Source organism: Colwellia sp. 20A7 (assembly GCF_009832865.1).
GTDB lineage: Bacteria > Pseudomonadota > Gammaproteobacteria > Enterobacterales > Alteromonadaceae > Colwellia.
This window is the reverse complement of the sequence record NZ_CP047130.1, coordinates 389133-407759: the sequence shown is the minus strand read 5'-3', so window position 1 is coordinate 407759 and position 18627 is coordinate 389133. Positions and strand designations below refer to the sequence as shown.

The window sequence follows — 18627 nt, the reverse complement described above, 5'->3', positions numbered from 1 at the left end:
TTATTTTGTTAAGTATACTTGATAGTTATTTAATATTATTTGTTTGATTTTATCGCCCAACAGCATAGGACATTCAACTACAAATGATGATTTGGTTTTATTATACTTTTCTTGGGCTGCATTTAAACTTTTGCTAAACCATGTGCTTGCTGCAAATATATCGATAGCGCCAAGAGAGTCGACATCATCCTTATGAGTAAATAATGACTTAGGTAATGTGTCAGCAGTGAATATTGGCACAAATAAATCGTCATTATTTTCATAAGCTTCAATAGCATCAATAATATTTAGTAAACCATATATCACATTAACATAAGGATTATAGTAGACGCTTGAAGCACCTAGTCGATGTTCAATTCTAGCCGTTTTTTGCCAGTTTTGTTGCACAGACATCACCTGATTGTATCTATCAAATAATAGAGGCTCTTCCCCCATATTCTGATTATGCTTACCTACTTTTTGGTATAAGGCGATACTCCCTTGATGCCCCCCTGAAATATCTACTGGTGAACATAATTCTTGGGCTAAACCATAGTGACTTTTTAATAATAAACGCTCAAAAGCTGCTTCTTCGGGTAAATATAATAAAGAACATTCAAAGCTAGTACGTAAAAAACAAAATTGTAAGTACTCACCAAAGCTTTTTTCGGCAATAAGGTTAACCCCTTGCTTGTTAAGCACACTAGCATTGAGTTGAATAGCATTAGGAATATGAACAGCCCTAGTATCATCAGTAAAAATCTGACTAGAGCCTATTGCTAGCTTACCTTGATCGCCAGACCAAATCACCGGCTCAATTAACGTATCAATAACACCAATATCACCATAAAATCGTTGAAAAAGTTGTGGTAGCTGAGTAAGCATCTGATGCAAATTCGTCGCTTCTTTTAGCGGACTTTGGCCATTAAATAAAGAGACGTATTCCCATTGATTACGCCAATATTCACTCACAATTTCACCATCAACATTTACACTACGTAAATATTGGTTAATAAGATCAAAATTTAATTTTTGAGAATAACTTTTTGTATTATTTATACGATAGCAGCCTTCCAGTTCAAAATGAATTTGAGGCTGATAACCCAACTGTTTTATATAATCTTGCAGTAACCTAATAGCACAGTTAAATAAGGATAGAGATGCTAAAAATGAAGGGGATGACACCGATTGACTTAGATAATTATTTGTCATCAAATGCTGGGATTTCGTTCTGCTGATTGCCATGATTTAAATATTGCATAGATTCTTGATATTGTATGACCCGGTTTTTACCACTATCCTTAGCATGATAAAGCGCTTTGTCTGCTTGCAAATATAGATCTGTACTGGTTTGAGCCTTTTTAGATGATGTTGCTAAACCTATACTCACGGTCACTTGTATTTTTTGAGTGCCCCCATTGTTACTTTCAGTCACAAACTCATGTTGGTTAACCGTATTTACAAAACGCTGTGCAATGTGCAAGCTTTGTACTGCGTCAATCCTTGGCAAGACACAAAGAAATTCTTCGCCACCTACACGACCAATCACATCTTCTGTTCTTAAAATAGCAGATCCTATATCTGATATTTTCCGAATGATTTCATCCCCAAAAGGATGACCATATAGATCATTCACTTGCTTAAAATCATCAATATCTATCACCATAATTGAGATAGTATTTTTTTCTTGGTAATTAGCATCAACTAATTTATCTAGAAAATTAAATACATAACGTCGATTAAACGAGTTGGAAAGTGAATCTCTAATCGATAATTCCTTTAATTTTTTATTATGATGCCATTGAAAATAAGTGAAAAACAACATAATTAATATCAGTGTAACGACAAAAACAATCACATAAACTTGCATTGTATTGGCTTGTTTTTGTTGTTCAAATTCTAACTGTTGCACTTTAGTACGTTGTTGTAATAATGATATTTCTATATTTTGTCGACCTGCCTCTAGGCTAGCTCTAACACGTAATAAACGATCAGACATATTATCTTTTAACAATTCAATTTCATTTTGATTAAACTGTTTCAATAGTTGATATGCCTCTTTGTGGTTACCTTTAGCTTGCGCTAATTCAGCACTAATCTTTAGTATTTCTATTTGCCAACGAGTACCCAGTAATTCAGGTAATGAATGAAATATTTCATCTGCTTTATTTAATGCTGTTTTCGCATCCTCTAACTTACCACCAGCGATTAAACATTCTGACTTCCGTTTGTATAGTTCGGCTTTGTAATCATTTAACCCTTCTATACTCACTGCGTAATCAATAGACTCTAATGCTTGCTCACAACTCCCTTTGCTTGCTTCACTCATCGCAATACCATAAGCCGCAAAAAACTTGCCATTAATATTGTTAGGGCTAAATTCAATTTTTTTTCGATAACGTTTATAATATTCAATCGCCAACTCATGTTTTTCCCAATAACGATAAGTGACGGCTAAACCATATATAGCCTCACCTTCATAATATGGGTACTCTAATTGTTGATAACTTATCAGCGCTTTTTGATAATATTCTATTGATTTAGCATAATCATGCATATAACCGTAAATTGCACCATAGACTTCATTAATTCTAGCGATTAAGAATTCATTGTTTAACATAAATGCTTCCATATATGCCTGCTGTAGCTCAGTTAATGGCAGTTCATAAACACCAGTTAAGCTAAGAGTGTATGCTAATTCTTGCTTAGCTTGCACAGCTAAAGCAATATAATCATTTGCTATTGCCGATGCTTGAGCTTTTTTAAAAAGATTTAGTGAGCGCTCGTAGTGACCTTGGCGCTGGAGGATGAGACCGCGAAAGAAATCAAGATTAATAGTTATTCTGGGTGGGGTATTTTCGTTTACTGCTGCTAAAGATTGCTCAACTGTTGCTTCAAACTTATCAAATAAATACAATAAATTTTCTGCTTCTGCTTTACGTAATAACCACCACAGTTTGTAATTTGGTGACATTTCGTCTAATTGTTCAGCTTGTTCAAGTAATGATTGATATGTTGTCCATGGCTGTTTATGTAAGCCATGCTCTATATTTTGCAATGTCGAACTGTCTGTTAATTTCGCAGCATTAGCAACAAAAAAGCAACAGGTAACAAATACAAAAAAAGCATATCGAAAAACTAGCTGCAAGGTAATTTAGCCTTAAAAATAAATTTTATATACTGCAAGAAATAAAAAAAGCAGATATAGCCTAACATGAAGTGAAAGTTAATAACTAGTTGTACTGCTTAACTTTTAAATAGCTTATTAAAATCAGCGATAGAAAAACCATTCAGTAACTGATCACCTATTTTTAATACAGGTACTGCTCTCATACCCGTTACAGAAAACTCTTTTTGACCTTTTGGCGTTTGCACATTACATAAGCGATAAGGGATCCTCTGCTCATCTAAATAACGCTTTGCAGTTTGACAATGTGGACACTTTTCCATGGTATAAAGTACAATTCGCTTCATTTTTTTGCCTATCAATATATTAAAGACTTACAAAAAACCCTGAATTAACAGGGTTTTATTTAGTTTAAGCTTTACAATTTATTTTTTGAGAAACTAAAAAGGTATATCATCATCAAAATCAATTGATGGCTCTTGTGGATTCACTTTAGGTGCTTGTTGAGGCTGTTGTCCTTGCGGGGCAAAACCGCCTTGTGGCTGACCTTGTGGTGCATAACCACCTTGTTGTTGAGGAGCTTGTTGAGGTTGTTGCGTATAACCACCTTGTTGTGCTGGTTTGTTATAAGCTTGTTGTGGTGCCGGTTGCTGCGCTTGAGGTGCATAACCACCTTGTTGTTGAGGTGCTTGTTGCTGAAAGCCAGTGTTTTGCGCTTGACCTTGTTGTTGAGGCGCTTGTTGCTGAAAACCAGTATTTTGGCCTGACGGTTTACCGTCTAGCATTTGCATTACACCATTAAATCCTTGTAATACAATTTCAGTAGTATATTGATCTTGCCCTTGTGGGTTAGTCCACTTACGCGTTTGTAACGAGCCCTCAAGATAAACTTTTGAACCTTTTTTTAAGTATTCACCAGCAATTTCAGCTAATTTACCAAACATAACAACACGGTGCCATTCTGTTTTTTCTTTTTGCTCACCAGTTTGCTTATCTTTCCATGAGTCAGATGTTGCTACAGTGATATTTGCCACCGCACCACCATTAGGCATAAAACGCACTTCAGGATCTTTACCTAAGTTACCTACAATAATTACTTTATTTACACCCGCCATGAAACATCCTATTGAATTGTGCTTTTCTAAAACAATTTGTGTACTTAACACACAGTTATTCTAGAGTTTAAAAAATTTGATTAAGAGAGTAATTCTATAGTGAGATACGATCAAATTCGAGTGCTTTTTGCGTTTAAAACGTTATTTATTTTTAGCTAGTTGATTTATATCGTATTAGCGAAAAGTAAAGCCTATTGTTGATATAAATGCTTTGCTAATTCAATACGAATATCATCTGGTATTTTCTCAGAGGCTTGTGTTTGGTAATTAAAGTGAACCATTGAAGCACTACCAGAGGCACATTTTTCACCATGCTGCCAAACTTCTTGATAAGCATCAAACGAAGCGCCACCAATTCGACCAATAAAAGTACGTATTTCAACCTCTTGCCCATAAAATAATTGACCGTGATAAGAGACTTCAATTTTGGCAATAATTAATTTCCATTTTGATAGGTCTAAATCTGGAATAAATAATCTAAAAATGGGCTCTCTGCCACCTTCAAACCACACAGGAATAGTCGTGTTGTTGATATGACCAAGTGCGTCTGTATCATTAAAACGTGGCATTAACTTTTCTGTGAACATTATTATTTCTCTTTAGTTATAGTCATTTGTAATGACTAGTAATTTCCATCGATTAAAGTATATTTTTTTAAAATAAAGAAAAGATTAAATAACATATCAATTAAATACAATAGTTAAGTTATACTGAAATTCGTTGAAACGCTCGTTTATCTTGTTTGTGATTATTTCACTAGACTATACAGAAGGACTCTGATCATTCCTATTAACAGTAAACTTTCACATTTACTATTGTTCATAACCACTACCATTCTTTTGGTACTCACTAGTACTATAACTAAGGTTTATGCACAAGAATCTAATAGCAAAAATGAAATTCTCGAAATAGAAGAATGCAGCCTCGAACAACCAAATATTACCTTTAACCCACAAACTATTTTTGATGAAAATGAAAAAGGCTTTCTTTTTATACATCGTTGGGCAAATGCGATTCATATAACAACAAAGCAACTTACATTAGAAAATGAAGCCGCGTTCTTTATCAATAAATGCACGAAAAATTTGGCTGATATGGCAGAATTAGAGCGACATTTACGTAGTAGAAAATACTTACGTGCCGCACAAGTTACAAGTGATGAGTTAGCAGAAAACATTACCATCACTACTTGGGATAACTGGTCATTAATGCCAACCGTGAGTTTTGGTCGCCAAGGAGGTGAAAGTACCTATAGTTTTGGTATTAAGGAACGAAATCTTGCTGGCTTAGGTGTTGATGCAGAAATTGAAACTTATAGAAACTCACAACGTAAAGGCTATAAACTTAGAACGACTATTCCTTTATTCAGCCAAAAAAATATCGATTTAAAATTACACTTTGCAGACAATGACGACGGTACTCAACAAGCGATATTCCTACAAAAGCATTTTGCTAGTTTTTATACTGACAATGCTTACATGATTGGTTTCGATGAAGAATCACGTAATGATACTATTTATCAAAATAATGATAAATTGGCGATATTTGCCCATGACCTTAAATATAAAAACGCTGAATATTCTTGGTTAGGTTTTAATCATAAAAGTGCACTCGCTCGATACCATGTTGGTGTTACACAAGATCAACATAAATTTTATTATGCTGAGAATGCAAATGATAACCCTAACTCACTCTTATTACCGCAAGACCGTGATTTCATCTACCCTTGGGTCGGCTTCGATTACATAGAAAAAGACTTTAAAAAACTCACTAATATTCATTTAATAACACAAATAGAAGATTTTAATCATGGTTGGCAATTTAGCTCGCGTTTAGGTATTAGTGATGGAGAAAAAGAGAATAGTGCTTGGGCATTATTTCAAGCGAACATTCATAAGGGATTTGAAGTGCATGATAATGCTCTTGTACTACTCAATATAGAGCTAAGCGGTGATATATACCACCAACGTGAAGACCGACTATTACTAAATATTGATGCTGAATATTTTTATAACTTTAATGATAATTGGGGCTACTACTTTAACAACACCAATGTCATCAGTAATAATCAATACCTTGATCAACTTGTTAGTGTTGGTGGTGACTCTGGCTTGAGAGGCTTTCCTTTGGAGTATCAGCATGGTGAGCACAGTGTAAAGTTTACCAACGAAATACGTTATTACCCCAAAATAAATCTATTTAAGGTATTTGATCTTGCTGGTGCTGCGTTTTTAGATACCGCCCGAACCTTTGGTGAAATTGACGTAGCAGGAATAGAACCCAATGCTGAAGATGGTTGGTTATACTCAGTAGGTATGGGAGCGAGATTTTATTCACCACATTCAGCGGGAAATCAGCAAGTAATTCATGTCGACTTTGCTTTCCCCCAAAGCGACAATCCAAATATTGATACCTTTGAGATTAGAATTGAAGCTAAGCAATCTTTTTAACTATGCTTGACTCTATTCTACAAAAAGCGTTTCAAAATACGATCAAGCTGAGCAATACGAATCCTATTCAGTAATCTCTTTGGTTTTGTTGGGTAATCACTTACTGCATCAAGTTCGCTAAAGTGATTTATTTTTTGAGTATGCTCCATAATAGTAACAAGCTCTGGCGTCACTTTAGTCATTAAACCTTTTGAAGGATCATCCAGTAACAAACCATTTTCTAAATCTAATGTCCATGCCCGTGGATTTAAATTACTGCCTGTCAGTAGATGGTAACGTTCATCACTAATAATTCCCTTTAAATGAAAGCTATTATCTTCATGTTGCCATAAATATATATTCAATAACCCTTGATCAATAAAGTTTTGATAGCGTTTAACAAAACGCTTTAAGAGCATTTCATAAATATAAGGGACTATACCAATAGTGCTGAATTCAGATTCATCAGCAATATAAAAGTCATTCGCTTTTTTGTCACCAACAACTAAGGTGATATTCACGCCACGCTTTAATGCATTAACAACATCTTTTGCCAGTACAGGAGGTAAATTAAAATAAGGTGTAAAAATTAATAATTTTTTTTGTGCATGTCTAATTGTTTGACGAATAACTTTGTTCAAGTGATTTTTTCTTCGCCCAAATCCTATTAAAGGTGTTATTGATATTGGGTTAGTAATCACACCTGAATTTTTATTATTACTTGTTGAGTTTATCGAGTAAGTTGATTTTTTCAATAATAGTTTTAAGGCTAAAATATTGCGTTTTTGATCAATAGGGCTAGGTAAATCAGGTTCATTAAGTAATGGTGCTAGGTTTGAATTAATAAAGGTATTACGTAAATACTGACAAAAACTGTTAGTTAATGAAGAACAATGAATTTGATAATATCTGTCTAAACGATAACGACAGCCTTGATGCATGTATATGTCATTAATACTTGCACCGGTATAGAAAAGTTGATCGTCAAAAACCATGCCTTTTAAGTGCAATACACCAAATAGCTCTTTTCGCTTAACAGCAATGCCATATATTGAAATTTTTTCGTCATAATGCGCGGCTAAATCAAGATATAAAGCACGATTGCCTAAACTGTCTTTTTCTCCAATTAAACCTCGCTGACCTCGATGGAAATCAACAAAAATATTAATTTCTAGCTTGGGTCTGATTTCTTTAGCTTTATACAAAGCATGCAATATTTCTCTGCCAGCTTCGTCATCTTGTAAGTAAAGTGCAGTTATATATATACGACGATGGGCATTAGCAATTAAAGATAATAGTTGTTGCTTATATTGTTTTGGAGTAGAGAATATTTCAATATCTGTATTGCTGATCACTAAATTTTTCATTTCAAAAGTCAAAGGTTAAGGGGCTTAACTATACATGCATTTTCAGCAGTATACGTCAGTTTTCACTTTTCTAAAGTAAATTTTATTAATTGTCTCTATAAACTAACAGCAAGTTGTAACAGGTTTTTACTCGCTTACACTGTGAGATGAAATATTTTAGGTATGATTAGATGTGGCTTTCAATATTTGCTATTTAGCAAATAAACGCCTATTAAATGCAAGTTTATTTGTTAATGTGTTCGTAGATGAAAACATAATACTCATTGTTACCCCTATATTTACACGATTTTTCAACAAAAATAGCGTGTAAATAAAGAGTAAAATAACAATAGAAAAGCTTATTAACCTTTACTAGAATAATTATATTATCATCGCTAATTCAGCAGCTTGTCGAATAGCACGCTTAGCATCAAGCTCAGAAGCTACATTAGCACCACCGATTAAGTGTACGGTTAAACCTCCGTCTTCAAGCGCTTGTTGTAAATCTCGATTTGATTCTTGTCCTGCACAAATAATAATATTATCAACATCAAGCAACTTTTCTTCGCCATTTACTTCAATAGTTAATCCTTCATCAGTTACTGACTTATAACTAACACCTGGTACCATTTTCACACCATGTTTAACTAAATTAGCACGATGTACCCAACCCGATGTTTTTCCTAAACCTTTACCGACTTTTGTGGCTTTACGCTGTAACAAGGTGATTTGTCTCTCTGGTTTATCAGAAGACGCTGCACTCGGCTCTAATAATGCCCCCGAGGTTTGGTAATTTTTATCAACACCCCAATTTTTTAGCCAAGCATCAAGGTTAGTGGTTAGTGATTCACCTGACTCTGAAAGGTATGTTGCCACATCAAAACCAATACCACCGGCACCAATGATAGCCACTTTCTCTCCCACTGGCACTTTTTCACGTAACACTTGTAAATAGCTCAACACTTTAGGATGGTCGATACCTTCAATGTCTAATTTTCTAGGCTTGATGCCCGTCGCTAAAATAACTTCATCAAACCCAGCAGCCAATAGAGACTCGGCACTCTGTTCATTATTCAAATGCACTGGAATATTATGTAACGTAAGTTGCTTATTAAAATAACGTAAAGTTTCAAAAAACTCTTCTTTACCTGGAATTTGTTTAGCAACATTGAACTGTCCTCCAATTTCACTTATTTTGTCAAAAAGTTCAACCTGATGTCCTCGTTCAGACGCGTAAACACTAAACGCTAAACCTGCTGGACCAGCACCAATAACGGCTAATTTTTTACGATTATTCGTTGGTTCAAAGTTTATTTCAGTTTCATAACAAGCTCTAGGGTTAACCAAACATGACGCTCTTTTTTGCTCAAAAACATGATCTAAACAAGCTTGATTACACCCAATACAGGTATTAATTTCATCTGATTTATTGGCCGCTGCTTTATTAACAAAGTTTGCATCAGCTAAAAATGGTCTAGCCATAGACACCATATCCGCCTGCCCTGATGCGATTATTTCTTCAGCCACTTCAGGGGTATTAATACGGTTTGTAGTGATTAACGGTAGCGATACTTCTTTTTTCATTCGCTCAGTAATCCAAGTAAACGCCGCTCTTGGTACAGAGGTCACTATCGTAGGTATACGAGCTTCATGCCAGCCAATACCTGTATTGATTAAGGTAGCACCTGCTTTCTCAACAGCTTTAGCCATTAAAACGACTTCGTCCCAGGTATTACCGCCTTCAACTAAATCCAACATTGATAATCGGAAGATAATAATGAAATTTTCACCTACTTTTGCACGTACAGCTTTAATTGTTTCAATAGCTAAGCGCATACGATTTTCAATGCCGCCGCCCCAGTCATCATCACGTTGGTTAGTACGAAGACAAGCAAATTGATTGATCAAATAACCTTCACTACCCATTATTTCAACACCATCATAGCCAGCTTTATCGGCCAAATGAGCGGCATAAGCATAATCTTTGATCGTACTTCGAATCTGGCCATCAGACATTGCTTTAGGAGTAAAAGGATTAATCGGCGATTTAATTTTACTCGGCGCCACACTAAAAGGATGATAAGCATAACGACCTGTGTGTAATAACTGTAAACAGATCTTTGTTGGGTATTTGTGAACAGCTGCGGTCACTTCTTTATGCTTATTTACATGCCAAAAATGACTTAATTCACTACCCAAAGGTGCAATTGTGCCACGCTTATTAGGACTAACACCACCAGTAACAATTAGCCCAACACCACCTTTTGCACGTTCTTCATAAAAGGCGGCTAATTTTGAAAAACCACCACGCTCTTCTTCTAATCCGGTATGCATAGACCCCATTAAAGTGCGATTAGCTAATTGAGTAAAACCTAAATCCAAGGGGGCTAATAAATGAGGAAAAGGCTGCTCTATGGATGAATTATTTATTTCATTTGGTGTTGTCATATTATTTCCTATTGGTCAAACCAGATAGTGTAGTTGCTGTTAATTTACCCATCTTCAAACAAAAACACAAGTACATTTTGACACCTGTCAGATTAATTTAAAAATATTAATAATGCATTAATATTAGTAGTATATATATCTAAAGGTAATATACTTATTTCATCTAAGGGTTTGCCCCTTAAATGTCCTCATTATCAAATACGATTAACCACAAAAAAAATGAATATGAATCAAGTAAATATTGATAAAACAGCTTTAACTTCTTTAGTGATGAATGAGCTAAGTAAAGAATTAAATCAAGCGATTAATGCCGCAAATGAAGCGCATGCAGCTGCGGTAGATGATCAAAGTGTTGCCGAAACCCAATATGATACGCTAGCGATTGAGGCCAGCTATTTAGCTGAAGGACAATCTCGACGTGTACAAGAATTACAAACGGCACTTAAAGCATATCAAGACTCTAATTTCGTAGTTTTTGATGAAGACAAGCCAATAAAATTAACGGCATTGGTGCAACTTGCGAAAGACAGCACTAAACAACATTGGTTTTTTATTGGTCCTGCTGCAGGTGGATTTCGATGTGAATTGTCGGGTCAAAATATTACAGTGATCACACGACAATCACCGATGGGATTAGCATTACTTGATAAATATCAAGGTGATGATGTCGATATAACTATTGGTACTAATCAACTATGTGATTATATTTTTTCAATACAATAAGAGACGTTGTTAATTCAGCACCTCAAACGTTACACTGCTAACCTCAAGTAGATTCCGTATCAACACACCTACAAAATGACGGAATGACGAAAATATAATCACTGTAATTATGAAAAGGCATTACCATAATTTTCAAAAAAAAACCTCATCATGAACTTGATTCAAGATGAGGTTTTTAAAAGTCTATAAAACTAGTTATATCACTTTTTTCACGAGTCTACTGACACTGAATAGCCGCAGTTTCTCCAGCTTTAGCTTCAAAGGAAACATCACTCATTGACAGTGTTAATTTACCTTTTGACGTTAATTCAAAAGGTTTAACAAGCTTATCAAACGCTAGACCTTGACTAGAAAAACAACTAACATCTATTGATAATTCGGCCCACTCATCTTTAGGTAAGTCAGCTAATTGTTTTGAAACGTTAACATTTGCCATATAATAAATTTCCAACAAAAAAGAATTTTTTCGATAAGGTATGTATTTTTGAGATAACTCATTACCGATAAGCTATGTTCAAAAAGACTGTTATAGAAAATTTAAGACAGCTGTTGAATGTTTTCTGTTAAATAAGCAATTCTACTCGCCATTCCTTCGATAATAGCATCTTTACATTTATCTTTAATTTTGAGAGGTAAATCACGTAAAGCATCTTGATCTATACAAAGTATAATTGAGTCATCTATTGCTTTTGCTGATGCGCTTTTACGGCTTTTATTAATAAAACTACTTTCACCAATAAATTCACCGACAGAAATATAACCAACGATATTATCAGTGTCATTTTTGCTGATGGCGACTTTACCTGATAACACAATATAAAAATTACTATTATGATCGTCTTCGGTTTGCACAAACTTATCTTTATAACATTTATAGCAAGCTGACGAGTTTAATAGTAACTCGCGCTCTTGAAGCGTTAATCGTTTAAAAAAATTAATACGCGCAACAATTTCTAATAGCTTTAAACGCGATATGTTTTTCAATGGTAACATTAGCTAAGATCTTGTTGTAACAGTGCTTTAACCGCAAGTAAATCAACGAGCTTTTCATCCACCTTTAAATAAGCTACTGCATTACTACTTTCTTTATCACCCATTTTGGCCTCATTTTGCACAAGTGTTGCTTCAATAATACCCGGCATACTAATCAATATTTCAGAAATTTCTTCTACTTTTTCGGCTGTTTTAATATTAGTAATAAAACTAAAGTTTTTAGATTTTTTAAGCTTTTTCATACCAAAACTAACGGCTAACCAAATCAAGCTAAGTAGAGCCATCACTAAAAATATACTTTGCTCGCCATAACGAGACGCAACCAAACCACCAATAATACCGCCGGCAAAAGCCCCTAAGAATTGACTGCTAGAATAAATACCCATAGCACTACCTTTCACACCAGCAGGGGCAAGTCGAGATAAAATAGAAGGCATCGTTGCTTCTAAATAATTAAATGCGGTAAAGAAAAGCACAACTGAAAAAACTAAACTCCAAAGCCCTGTAGGTAATAACCATAGTGAAAATAGTGCAAGACTTAACAAAGCAATCGCACCACTAAACATAGGTTTTTCTTGCTCTTTTTTCATGGCGATAATCATAAACGGTACCATCAAAAAGAAAGAACCAAGCAATGTTGGTAAGTATAATTGCCAATGATTTTCTAAGGCTAAGCCACTAGCAACAAACTGCTTAGGTAAAGTAACAAAACAGGCAGTTAACGACATATGTAAAATAAATACCCCGCAGTTTAAGCGTGACAACTGCGGATTTTTAATTAACTTAGAGATTTGTTCAGGTAAGGCAACATTATCACCTCGAGGGGCTTTACTCACAGAATAAGGCACCATAAATTGGATCATCAACATGGCTAAAATAGTTAAAAAACCAGTAAACCAAAATAAGCCACTTAAGCCAAAAGCATCAGCCACAATAGGCCCTAAAATCATCGCAAGAGTGAAAGACAATCCGATGAACATACCGATTGTGGCCATTACCTTAGGCCGCTGTTCTTCACGACTTAAATCTGCTGCTAAGGCAAGAATAGCACTTGCTATTGCACCCATACCTTGAATTGCTCGACCAATAACGACGCCATAAATAGTAGTAGACAATGCGGCAATAACACTGCCAATAAGAAACACCACCAAACCTGCCAATATCACAGGTTTTCGCCCATATTTATCTGATAACATGCCCATTGGTATTTGAAGTAATGCCTGCGTTAAACCATAAGCTCCAATAGCAAGACCTAACCATAATGGGCTATAACCAGCTAACTGTTCACCGTAGATAGCAAACACTGGCAAAATCATAAATAGCCCTAACATACGCACACCAAAAACACTGGCAAGTGAGAATGCAGCTCTTTTCTCAATACGGTTTAAACCTGAAACGCTCATGAAAATGTTTACCTAATAGGAAATAAAGGGAGAAGTAAAAAAACTGTGCTAGTTTAGCACGCTATTATCAGCAAAAAAACACTCGCTGAGACTACGCCTAATAAGAGTAAAAATAAAGTTTATATTAGTCAATATCGCTCTAAACATCATTATACTGAACTTAAAGCCGCCATCTGAACTGGATTCATAATTTAAACCATGACACTGATCCTTCAATAAGATTCCGTATTAAGTGATCTACGCAATGACAGCTTATTTGCCAATCACGTGTCCATACTCAAACATACGTCCCTAAACAGGATCTAGAAGAATCACAAAATAAAAGCGTTTAATAACTGAACATCATTTTTCTTTATGCCCCTCTTTATGCCATAATGTTTCGCTGTGATTTTGACTATAAATTAATAGATAAAAAATGAAGAGTATTGAAGTAAGAGGCGCACGTACCCATAACCTGAAAAACATTAACTTAACTATCCCTCGTGATAAATTAGTGGTTATTACTGGGCTTTCAGGCTCAGGAAAATCATCACTGGCTTTCGATACTTTATACGCTGAAGGTCAACGTCGTTACGTTGAATCTTTGTCAGCCTATGCACGCCAGTTTTTATCGTTAATGGAAAAGCCCGATGTCGATCACATTGAAGGTTTATCGCCGGCTATTTCTATTGAGCAAAAATCAACGTCACATAATCCCCGTTCTACAGTCGGTACCATCACTGAAATTTATGATTATTTACGTTTATTATATGCTCGTGTGGGTGAACCGCGCTGTCCTACGCACAAACAACCTTTAGCAGCCCAAACCGTTTCCCAAATGGTAGATAGTGTTTTAGCACTTGAAGAAGGTACTAAAGTGATGTTGCTTGCGCCGGTATTACAAGACCGTAAAGGTGAGCATGTTAAATTACTCGATAACCTAGCTGCACAGGGATTTATCCGTGCTCGAATTGATGGGGAAGTCTGTGACTTATCAGATCCGCCAACATTAGAACTCCAGAAAAAACATACCATTGAAGTGGTGGTTGATCGTTTAAAAGTACGTCCAGATATTCAGTTACGCTTATCAGAATCGTTTGAAACAACACTTGCGTTAACATCCGGTACGGCAAAAATAGCCTTTATGGATGAGCCAGATAAAGAAGAGTTATTATTTTCAGCTAACTTTGCCTGTCCACATTGTGGTTATAGTATGCAAGAGCTGGAGCCGAGATTATTCTCCTTCAATAACCCTGCAGGTGCTTGCCAAACATGTGATGGTTTAGGTATAGAACAATTTTTTGATAGTAGCCGCATTATAGCAAACGAAGACTTAAGCCTTGCCGGTGGTGCTATACGTGGTTGGGATAAACGTAACTTTTATTATTTCCAAATGTTACAGGCCTTATCTGAACACTATGATTTTTCAATCGACAAACCTTTTAAAACGATAACCGAAGATTCCCGTAAAGCAATACTGTACGGGAGTGGTAAACAAGAAATTGAATTCAAATATATGAATGACCGTGGCGATGTAGTGCTACGTAAACATCCATTTGAAGGCATTATTAACAACATGCAACGCCGCTATAAAGAAACTGAATCAAATGCGGTACGTGATGAGTTATCAAAGTATTTAAATAGTCAACATTGTCCTGACTGTAACGGTAGCCGTTTACGTTTAGAAGCCCGTAATGTTTTTATTGCCGACACACCACTAACGGTTGTTGCTGATTATGCCATTGCTGATGCCCTTGAATTCTTTCAAAGTTTAAAATTAACCGGACAAAAAGGACAAGTTGCAGAAAAAATTCTAAAAGAAATTAATGAACGTTTAGGTTTTTTAGTAAATGTTGGGCTAAATTATTTAAATTTATCTCGCGGAGCTAACACACTTTCAGGTGGTGAAGCACAACGTATTCGCTTAGCAAGCCAAATTGGTGCCGGCTTGGTTGGCGTAATGTATGTGCTCGACGAACCGTCCATTGGTTTACATCAACGAGACAACGAACGTTTATTAAGCACGCTTATTCACTTACGTGATCTAGGTAATACTGTTATCGTTGTCGAACATGACGAAGATGCTATTCGTGCTGCCGACTTTGTCATCGATATCGGCCCTGGTGCCGGTGTTCATGGCGGAGAAATTATCGCTCAAGGTACGGTAGATGATATTTTAAAATGTAAGGACTCACTTACTGGTAAATATCTATCTGGTGTTGAGTGTATTGAAATTCCTAAAAAGCGCCATCCATTTGATAAGAAAAATGTCATTGAACTAAAAGGTGCTAGCGGCAACAACTTAAAAAATGTTGATTTAGTTATCCCGAACGGATTAATGACTTGTATTACTGGCGTTTCTGGATCAGGAAAGTCTACACTCATTAACGATACTTTATATAAACTCGCACATATTGAACTTAACGGTGCAACACTTGATGAACCTGCCCCGTATAAATCTATTAAGGGTTTAGAGCATCTTGATAAAGTTATTGAGATTGATCAAAGTCCAATTGGTAGAACACCTCGCTCAAACCCTGCCACTTATACCGGTATATTTACTGCTATACGTGATATTTTTGCTGCAACACAAGAGTCTCGTTCTCGAGGATACAAATCGGGTCGTTTTAGCTTTAATGTTAAAGGCGGCCGTTGTGAAGCTTGCCAAGGTGATGGCCTAATTAAAGTAGAAATGCACTTTTTACCTGATGTTTATGTACCTTGTGATGTATGTAAAAGCATGCGTTACAACAGAGAAACACTAGAAGTCTTATATAAAGGTAAAAATATTCATGAAGTGTTAGATATGACAATTGAAGATGCTTTTGAATTTTTCAATGCTATCCCAGCGATAAAACGCAAACTTAACACCTTACTTGATGTTGGTTTAGGTTATATAAAACTAGGGCAATCAGCAACGACACTTTCAGGTGGTGAAGCACAACGCGTTAAATTATCTAAAGAGCTATCGAAACGAGGCACAGGACAAACGTTATATATATTGGATGAACCAACAACCGGTTTACATTTTCATGATATTAAACAATTAATGCATGTAATTCATCGCTTACGTGATGATGGTAATACTATTGTCGTGATAGAACATAATCTTGATGTGATTAAAACCGCTGATTGGATTGTCGATTTAGGCCCTGAAGGTGGTTCAGGTGGTGGTGAAATATTAGTAACCGGTACGCCAGAACAAGTAGCACAACATGAAGGTTCACATACCGCTCGCTTTTTAAAACCCTTATTAAGTTAACAATTAATACTTTTAAAAATACCCAATAGTTAAAGAAGGACGATAGTTTTCGCCCTTCTTTAACTATTGCTACACTATGCTAAATAACTTAAACCAATGAAATTAATGAAAAATATCTTAAACCGAGTTCAGGTTAAATAACAAAAAATAAGCTTAGATCTTTCTTGCTGAATAAAAATTTACATAAAGAAAAACATCACTATAATCCCTAAGCTATTAAAGAGTATATGAATTGCAATGCTGTAACTAACATTGCCGGTTTTATAACGAGTAAAAGCTAATACTAATCCAAGTAGAAGTATGATGAAAAAAGTAATCATATTGTCATACTGAGTATGAATAATAGTGAAAATAATCGAGGTTGAGATCAATGCCCCTATGTTACCTAACTTGGTTTGCGCTATTTTACTGTAAAGCCAACCGCGAAAAATCAACTCTTCCATAACAGGAACAACGAAACACACAGTAACTATCACTAATATAACGGCTATAAAACTGTCGCTTGCAGCTTTTACGTCCAACATAAACTGTTCAATGGGTATATTAAGCCAATCACCTACCAATGAAGTGACTCCCCAAAACATGAAACCTACACCTAACGAAATAAACAAAATTTTAGTGATTACAGGCTGTAATGCCCAAAAATCAAAGCGTTCTCGCCAATTACTTGCCTGAGTTGCTGCGTTCAATAATGGTATAGTCATAATAGGTGCAATTAGCGTCATCATTAACAAAGTGAATACAGAAGTCATCTTGGCATCAATAGCTTCCTCACTAAAACCAGCATCTTGAACCCCGTAAAAAATTCCTAAGCCCAAAAACATCAATATTTGAGGGACAAAAAGTAATACAGCTAACCAAAGCAGTACTTTAATTAGACTTGAATTGGGCTTAACCGGCTTTTCGTCGGGGTGCTCAGTAGGCAAATTTATTTCTTCATTCATTTCACTATTCCTTTTTAATTTATTCATTCCAATTGATATTGAATCACTCATTTTAGTAAAACAATTTATATTTAACTATTGCTCACATTTTAATATTCAACAAAATAAAGATAGCAAAATAAAACAAATTCATCCATTTGCTCACTAAGTATTAAGTACGTCGTTAACCCATTGATTCAGAGAATAGTCATGCCTACAATATATAACTAAAAAATACAGGTGCTTCATCATGATAATCCAAAACTCTACACGATTGCGCTTCCGCCTTATGGGGCCAGAAGATGCACAATTATTATGGCAATTAGATCAAGACCCAAGCGTTATGCAATTTCTTAATGGCGGAAAGCCTACGAGTATGGCAACCATTACCGAGGTTTTTTTACCACGTATGAAAGCTTATAGGGATTCAGAAAAAGGCTTTGGTCTTTGGCACGTTTCTGACAAAAAAACTCAAGAATATTTTGGTTGGATATTAGCCCGACCAATGGATTTCTTTAGCGATAAACCTGACTTAGCTGATATTGAATTGGGTTGGCGCTTTTTCAAAAAAGCATGGGGAAAAGGCTATGCGACTGAAGCAGCTATAGCCATTAAAAATGCCTTGGCTACACAGCCTAATATACAGTCTTTTTCGGCTTTAGCTTTGGAAGATAATATTGCCTCCATTACTGTGATGAAAAAAATGGGTATGCACTTTATGAAAGAATACGATCATAAAGATCCTAGTGGTAACTTTATCGCAGTACACTACCAAATGGCGATAAAATAGCTTACTCTGGTATTTATCATAATAACGATAAGGGCTAAGCTACTGAAAACTTCAACTAATAGTCAAGATATTCAAAAGAACTATCCAAACATTTTAATTTACTTACTCGC

15 protein-coding genes are annotated in these 18627 nt (G+C 35.5%); 4 read left to right on the top strand and 11 right to left on the bottom strand.

From position 1 onward, the window contains the following. The 5 genes from GQS55_RS01735 to GQS55_RS01715 form a co-directional block, all read right to left on the bottom strand. On the bottom strand, nucleotides 1-1191 hold the full coding sequence (locus tag GQS55_RS01735; protein WP_159817376.1) for a hypothetical protein: 1191 nt from the start codon (nucleotides 1189-1191) through the stop codon (nucleotides 1-3). After that, on the bottom strand, nucleotides 1181-3127 hold the full coding sequence (locus tag GQS55_RS01730; RefSeq protein ID WP_159817374.1) for a tetratricopeptide repeat-containing diguanylate cyclase: 1947 nt from the start codon (nucleotides 3125-3127) through the stop codon (nucleotides 1181-1183). Before GQS55_RS01730 ends, GQS55_RS01735 begins: the two co-directional genes overlap by 11 nt. Before the next feature lie 98 nt (nucleotides 3128-3225). After that, nucleotides 3226-3453, bottom strand: coding sequence for a glutaredoxin family protein (locus GQS55_RS01725; RefSeq protein WP_159817372.1), 228 nt, complete (start codon nucleotides 3451-3453; stop codon nucleotides 3226-3228). A gap of 93 nt (nucleotides 3454-3546) precedes the next feature. After that, nucleotides 3547-4221, bottom strand: a complete 675-nt coding sequence (gene ssb / locus GQS55_RS01720; protein WP_159817370.1) for a single-stranded DNA-binding protein — start codon at nucleotides 4219-4221, stop codon at nucleotides 3547-3549. 191 nt (nucleotides 4222-4412) lie between these two features. Beyond that, on the bottom strand, nucleotides 4413-4808 hold the full coding sequence (locus GQS55_RS01715; RefSeq protein ID WP_159817368.1) for an acyl-CoA thioesterase: 396 nt from the start codon (nucleotides 4806-4808) through the stop codon (nucleotides 4413-4415). A gap of 252 nt (nucleotides 4809-5060) precedes the next feature. Here GQS55_RS01715 and GQS55_RS01710 point away from each other — a divergent pair, with 252 nt between their 5' ends. Then, nucleotides 5061-6671 carry a hypothetical protein gene (locus GQS55_RS01710; RefSeq protein WP_159817366.1) on the top strand — a complete coding sequence of 537 codons (1611 nt, stop codon included), beginning with the start codon at nucleotides 5061-5063 and terminating at the stop codon, nucleotides 6669-6671. 17 nt (nucleotides 6672-6688) lie between these two features. On the opposite strand, the gene pssA is transcribed toward GQS55_RS01710, so the two are convergent. Further along, nucleotides 6689-8017 carry a CDP-diacylglycerol--serine O-phosphatidyltransferase gene (gene pssA, locus GQS55_RS01705; RefSeq protein WP_159817364.1) on the bottom strand — a complete coding sequence of 443 codons (1329 nt, stop codon included), beginning with the start codon at nucleotides 8015-8017 and terminating at the stop codon, nucleotides 6689-6691. 360 nt (nucleotides 8018-8377) lie between these two features. Then, nucleotides 8378-10444: an oxidoreductase gene (locus GQS55_RS01700; protein WP_159817361.1), complete on the bottom strand. Its 2067-nt coding sequence runs from the start codon at nucleotides 10442-10444 to the stop codon at nucleotides 8378-8380. A gap of 225 nt (nucleotides 10445-10669) precedes the next feature. Between GQS55_RS01700 and GQS55_RS01695 the strand changes: the two genes are divergently transcribed. After that, nucleotides 10670-11167, top strand: coding sequence for a hypothetical protein (locus tag GQS55_RS01695; protein WP_159817359.1), 498 nt, complete (start codon nucleotides 10670-10672; stop codon nucleotides 11165-11167). A 217-nt stretch (nucleotides 11168-11384) separates the two neighbouring features. Here GQS55_RS01695 and GQS55_RS01690 read toward each other — a convergent pair whose 3' ends face one another. From GQS55_RS01690 to GQS55_RS01680, 3 genes are all read right to left on the bottom strand, one after another. Beyond that, nucleotides 11385-11603, bottom strand: a complete 219-nt coding sequence (locus GQS55_RS01690; RefSeq protein WP_159817357.1) for a putative glycoside hydrolase — start codon at nucleotides 11601-11603, stop codon at nucleotides 11385-11387. A 101-nt stretch (nucleotides 11604-11704) separates the two neighbouring features. After that, nucleotides 11705-12160, bottom strand: a complete 456-nt coding sequence (locus GQS55_RS01685) for a Crp/Fnr family transcriptional regulator (RefSeq protein ID WP_159817355.1) — start codon at nucleotides 12158-12160, stop codon at nucleotides 11705-11707. Further along, nucleotides 12160-13563 (bottom strand): MFS transporter, encoded by a 1404-nt coding sequence (locus GQS55_RS01680; protein WP_159817353.1) that lies wholly within the window; start codon nucleotides 13561-13563, stop codon nucleotides 12160-12162. Before GQS55_RS01680 ends, GQS55_RS01685 begins: the two co-directional genes overlap by 1 nt. 415 nt (nucleotides 13564-13978) lie before the next feature. Here GQS55_RS01680 and uvrA point away from each other — a divergent pair, with 415 nt between their 5' ends. Then, complete coding sequence (gene uvrA, locus GQS55_RS01675; protein ID WP_159817351.1) at nucleotides 13979-16804, top strand: excinuclease ABC subunit UvrA; 2826 nt, start codon at nucleotides 13979-13981, stop codon at nucleotides 16802-16804. Nucleotides 16805-16983: 179 nt separating this feature from the next. Here uvrA and GQS55_RS01670 read toward each other — a convergent pair whose 3' ends face one another. Continuing rightward, entirely contained in the window at nucleotides 16984-17748 is a 765-nt protein-coding gene (locus tag GQS55_RS01670) for a CPBP family intramembrane glutamic endopeptidase (protein WP_159817349.1), read from the bottom strand. A 229-nt stretch (nucleotides 17749-17977) separates the two neighbouring features. Here GQS55_RS01670 and GQS55_RS01665 point away from each other — a divergent pair, with 229 nt between their 5' ends. Further along, nucleotides 17978-18517 carry a GNAT family N-acetyltransferase gene (locus tag GQS55_RS01665; protein ID WP_159817347.1) on the top strand — a complete coding sequence of 180 codons (540 nt, stop codon included), beginning with the start codon at nucleotides 17978-17980 and terminating at the stop codon, nucleotides 18515-18517. Nucleotides 18518-18627: the final 110 nt, after the last annotated feature.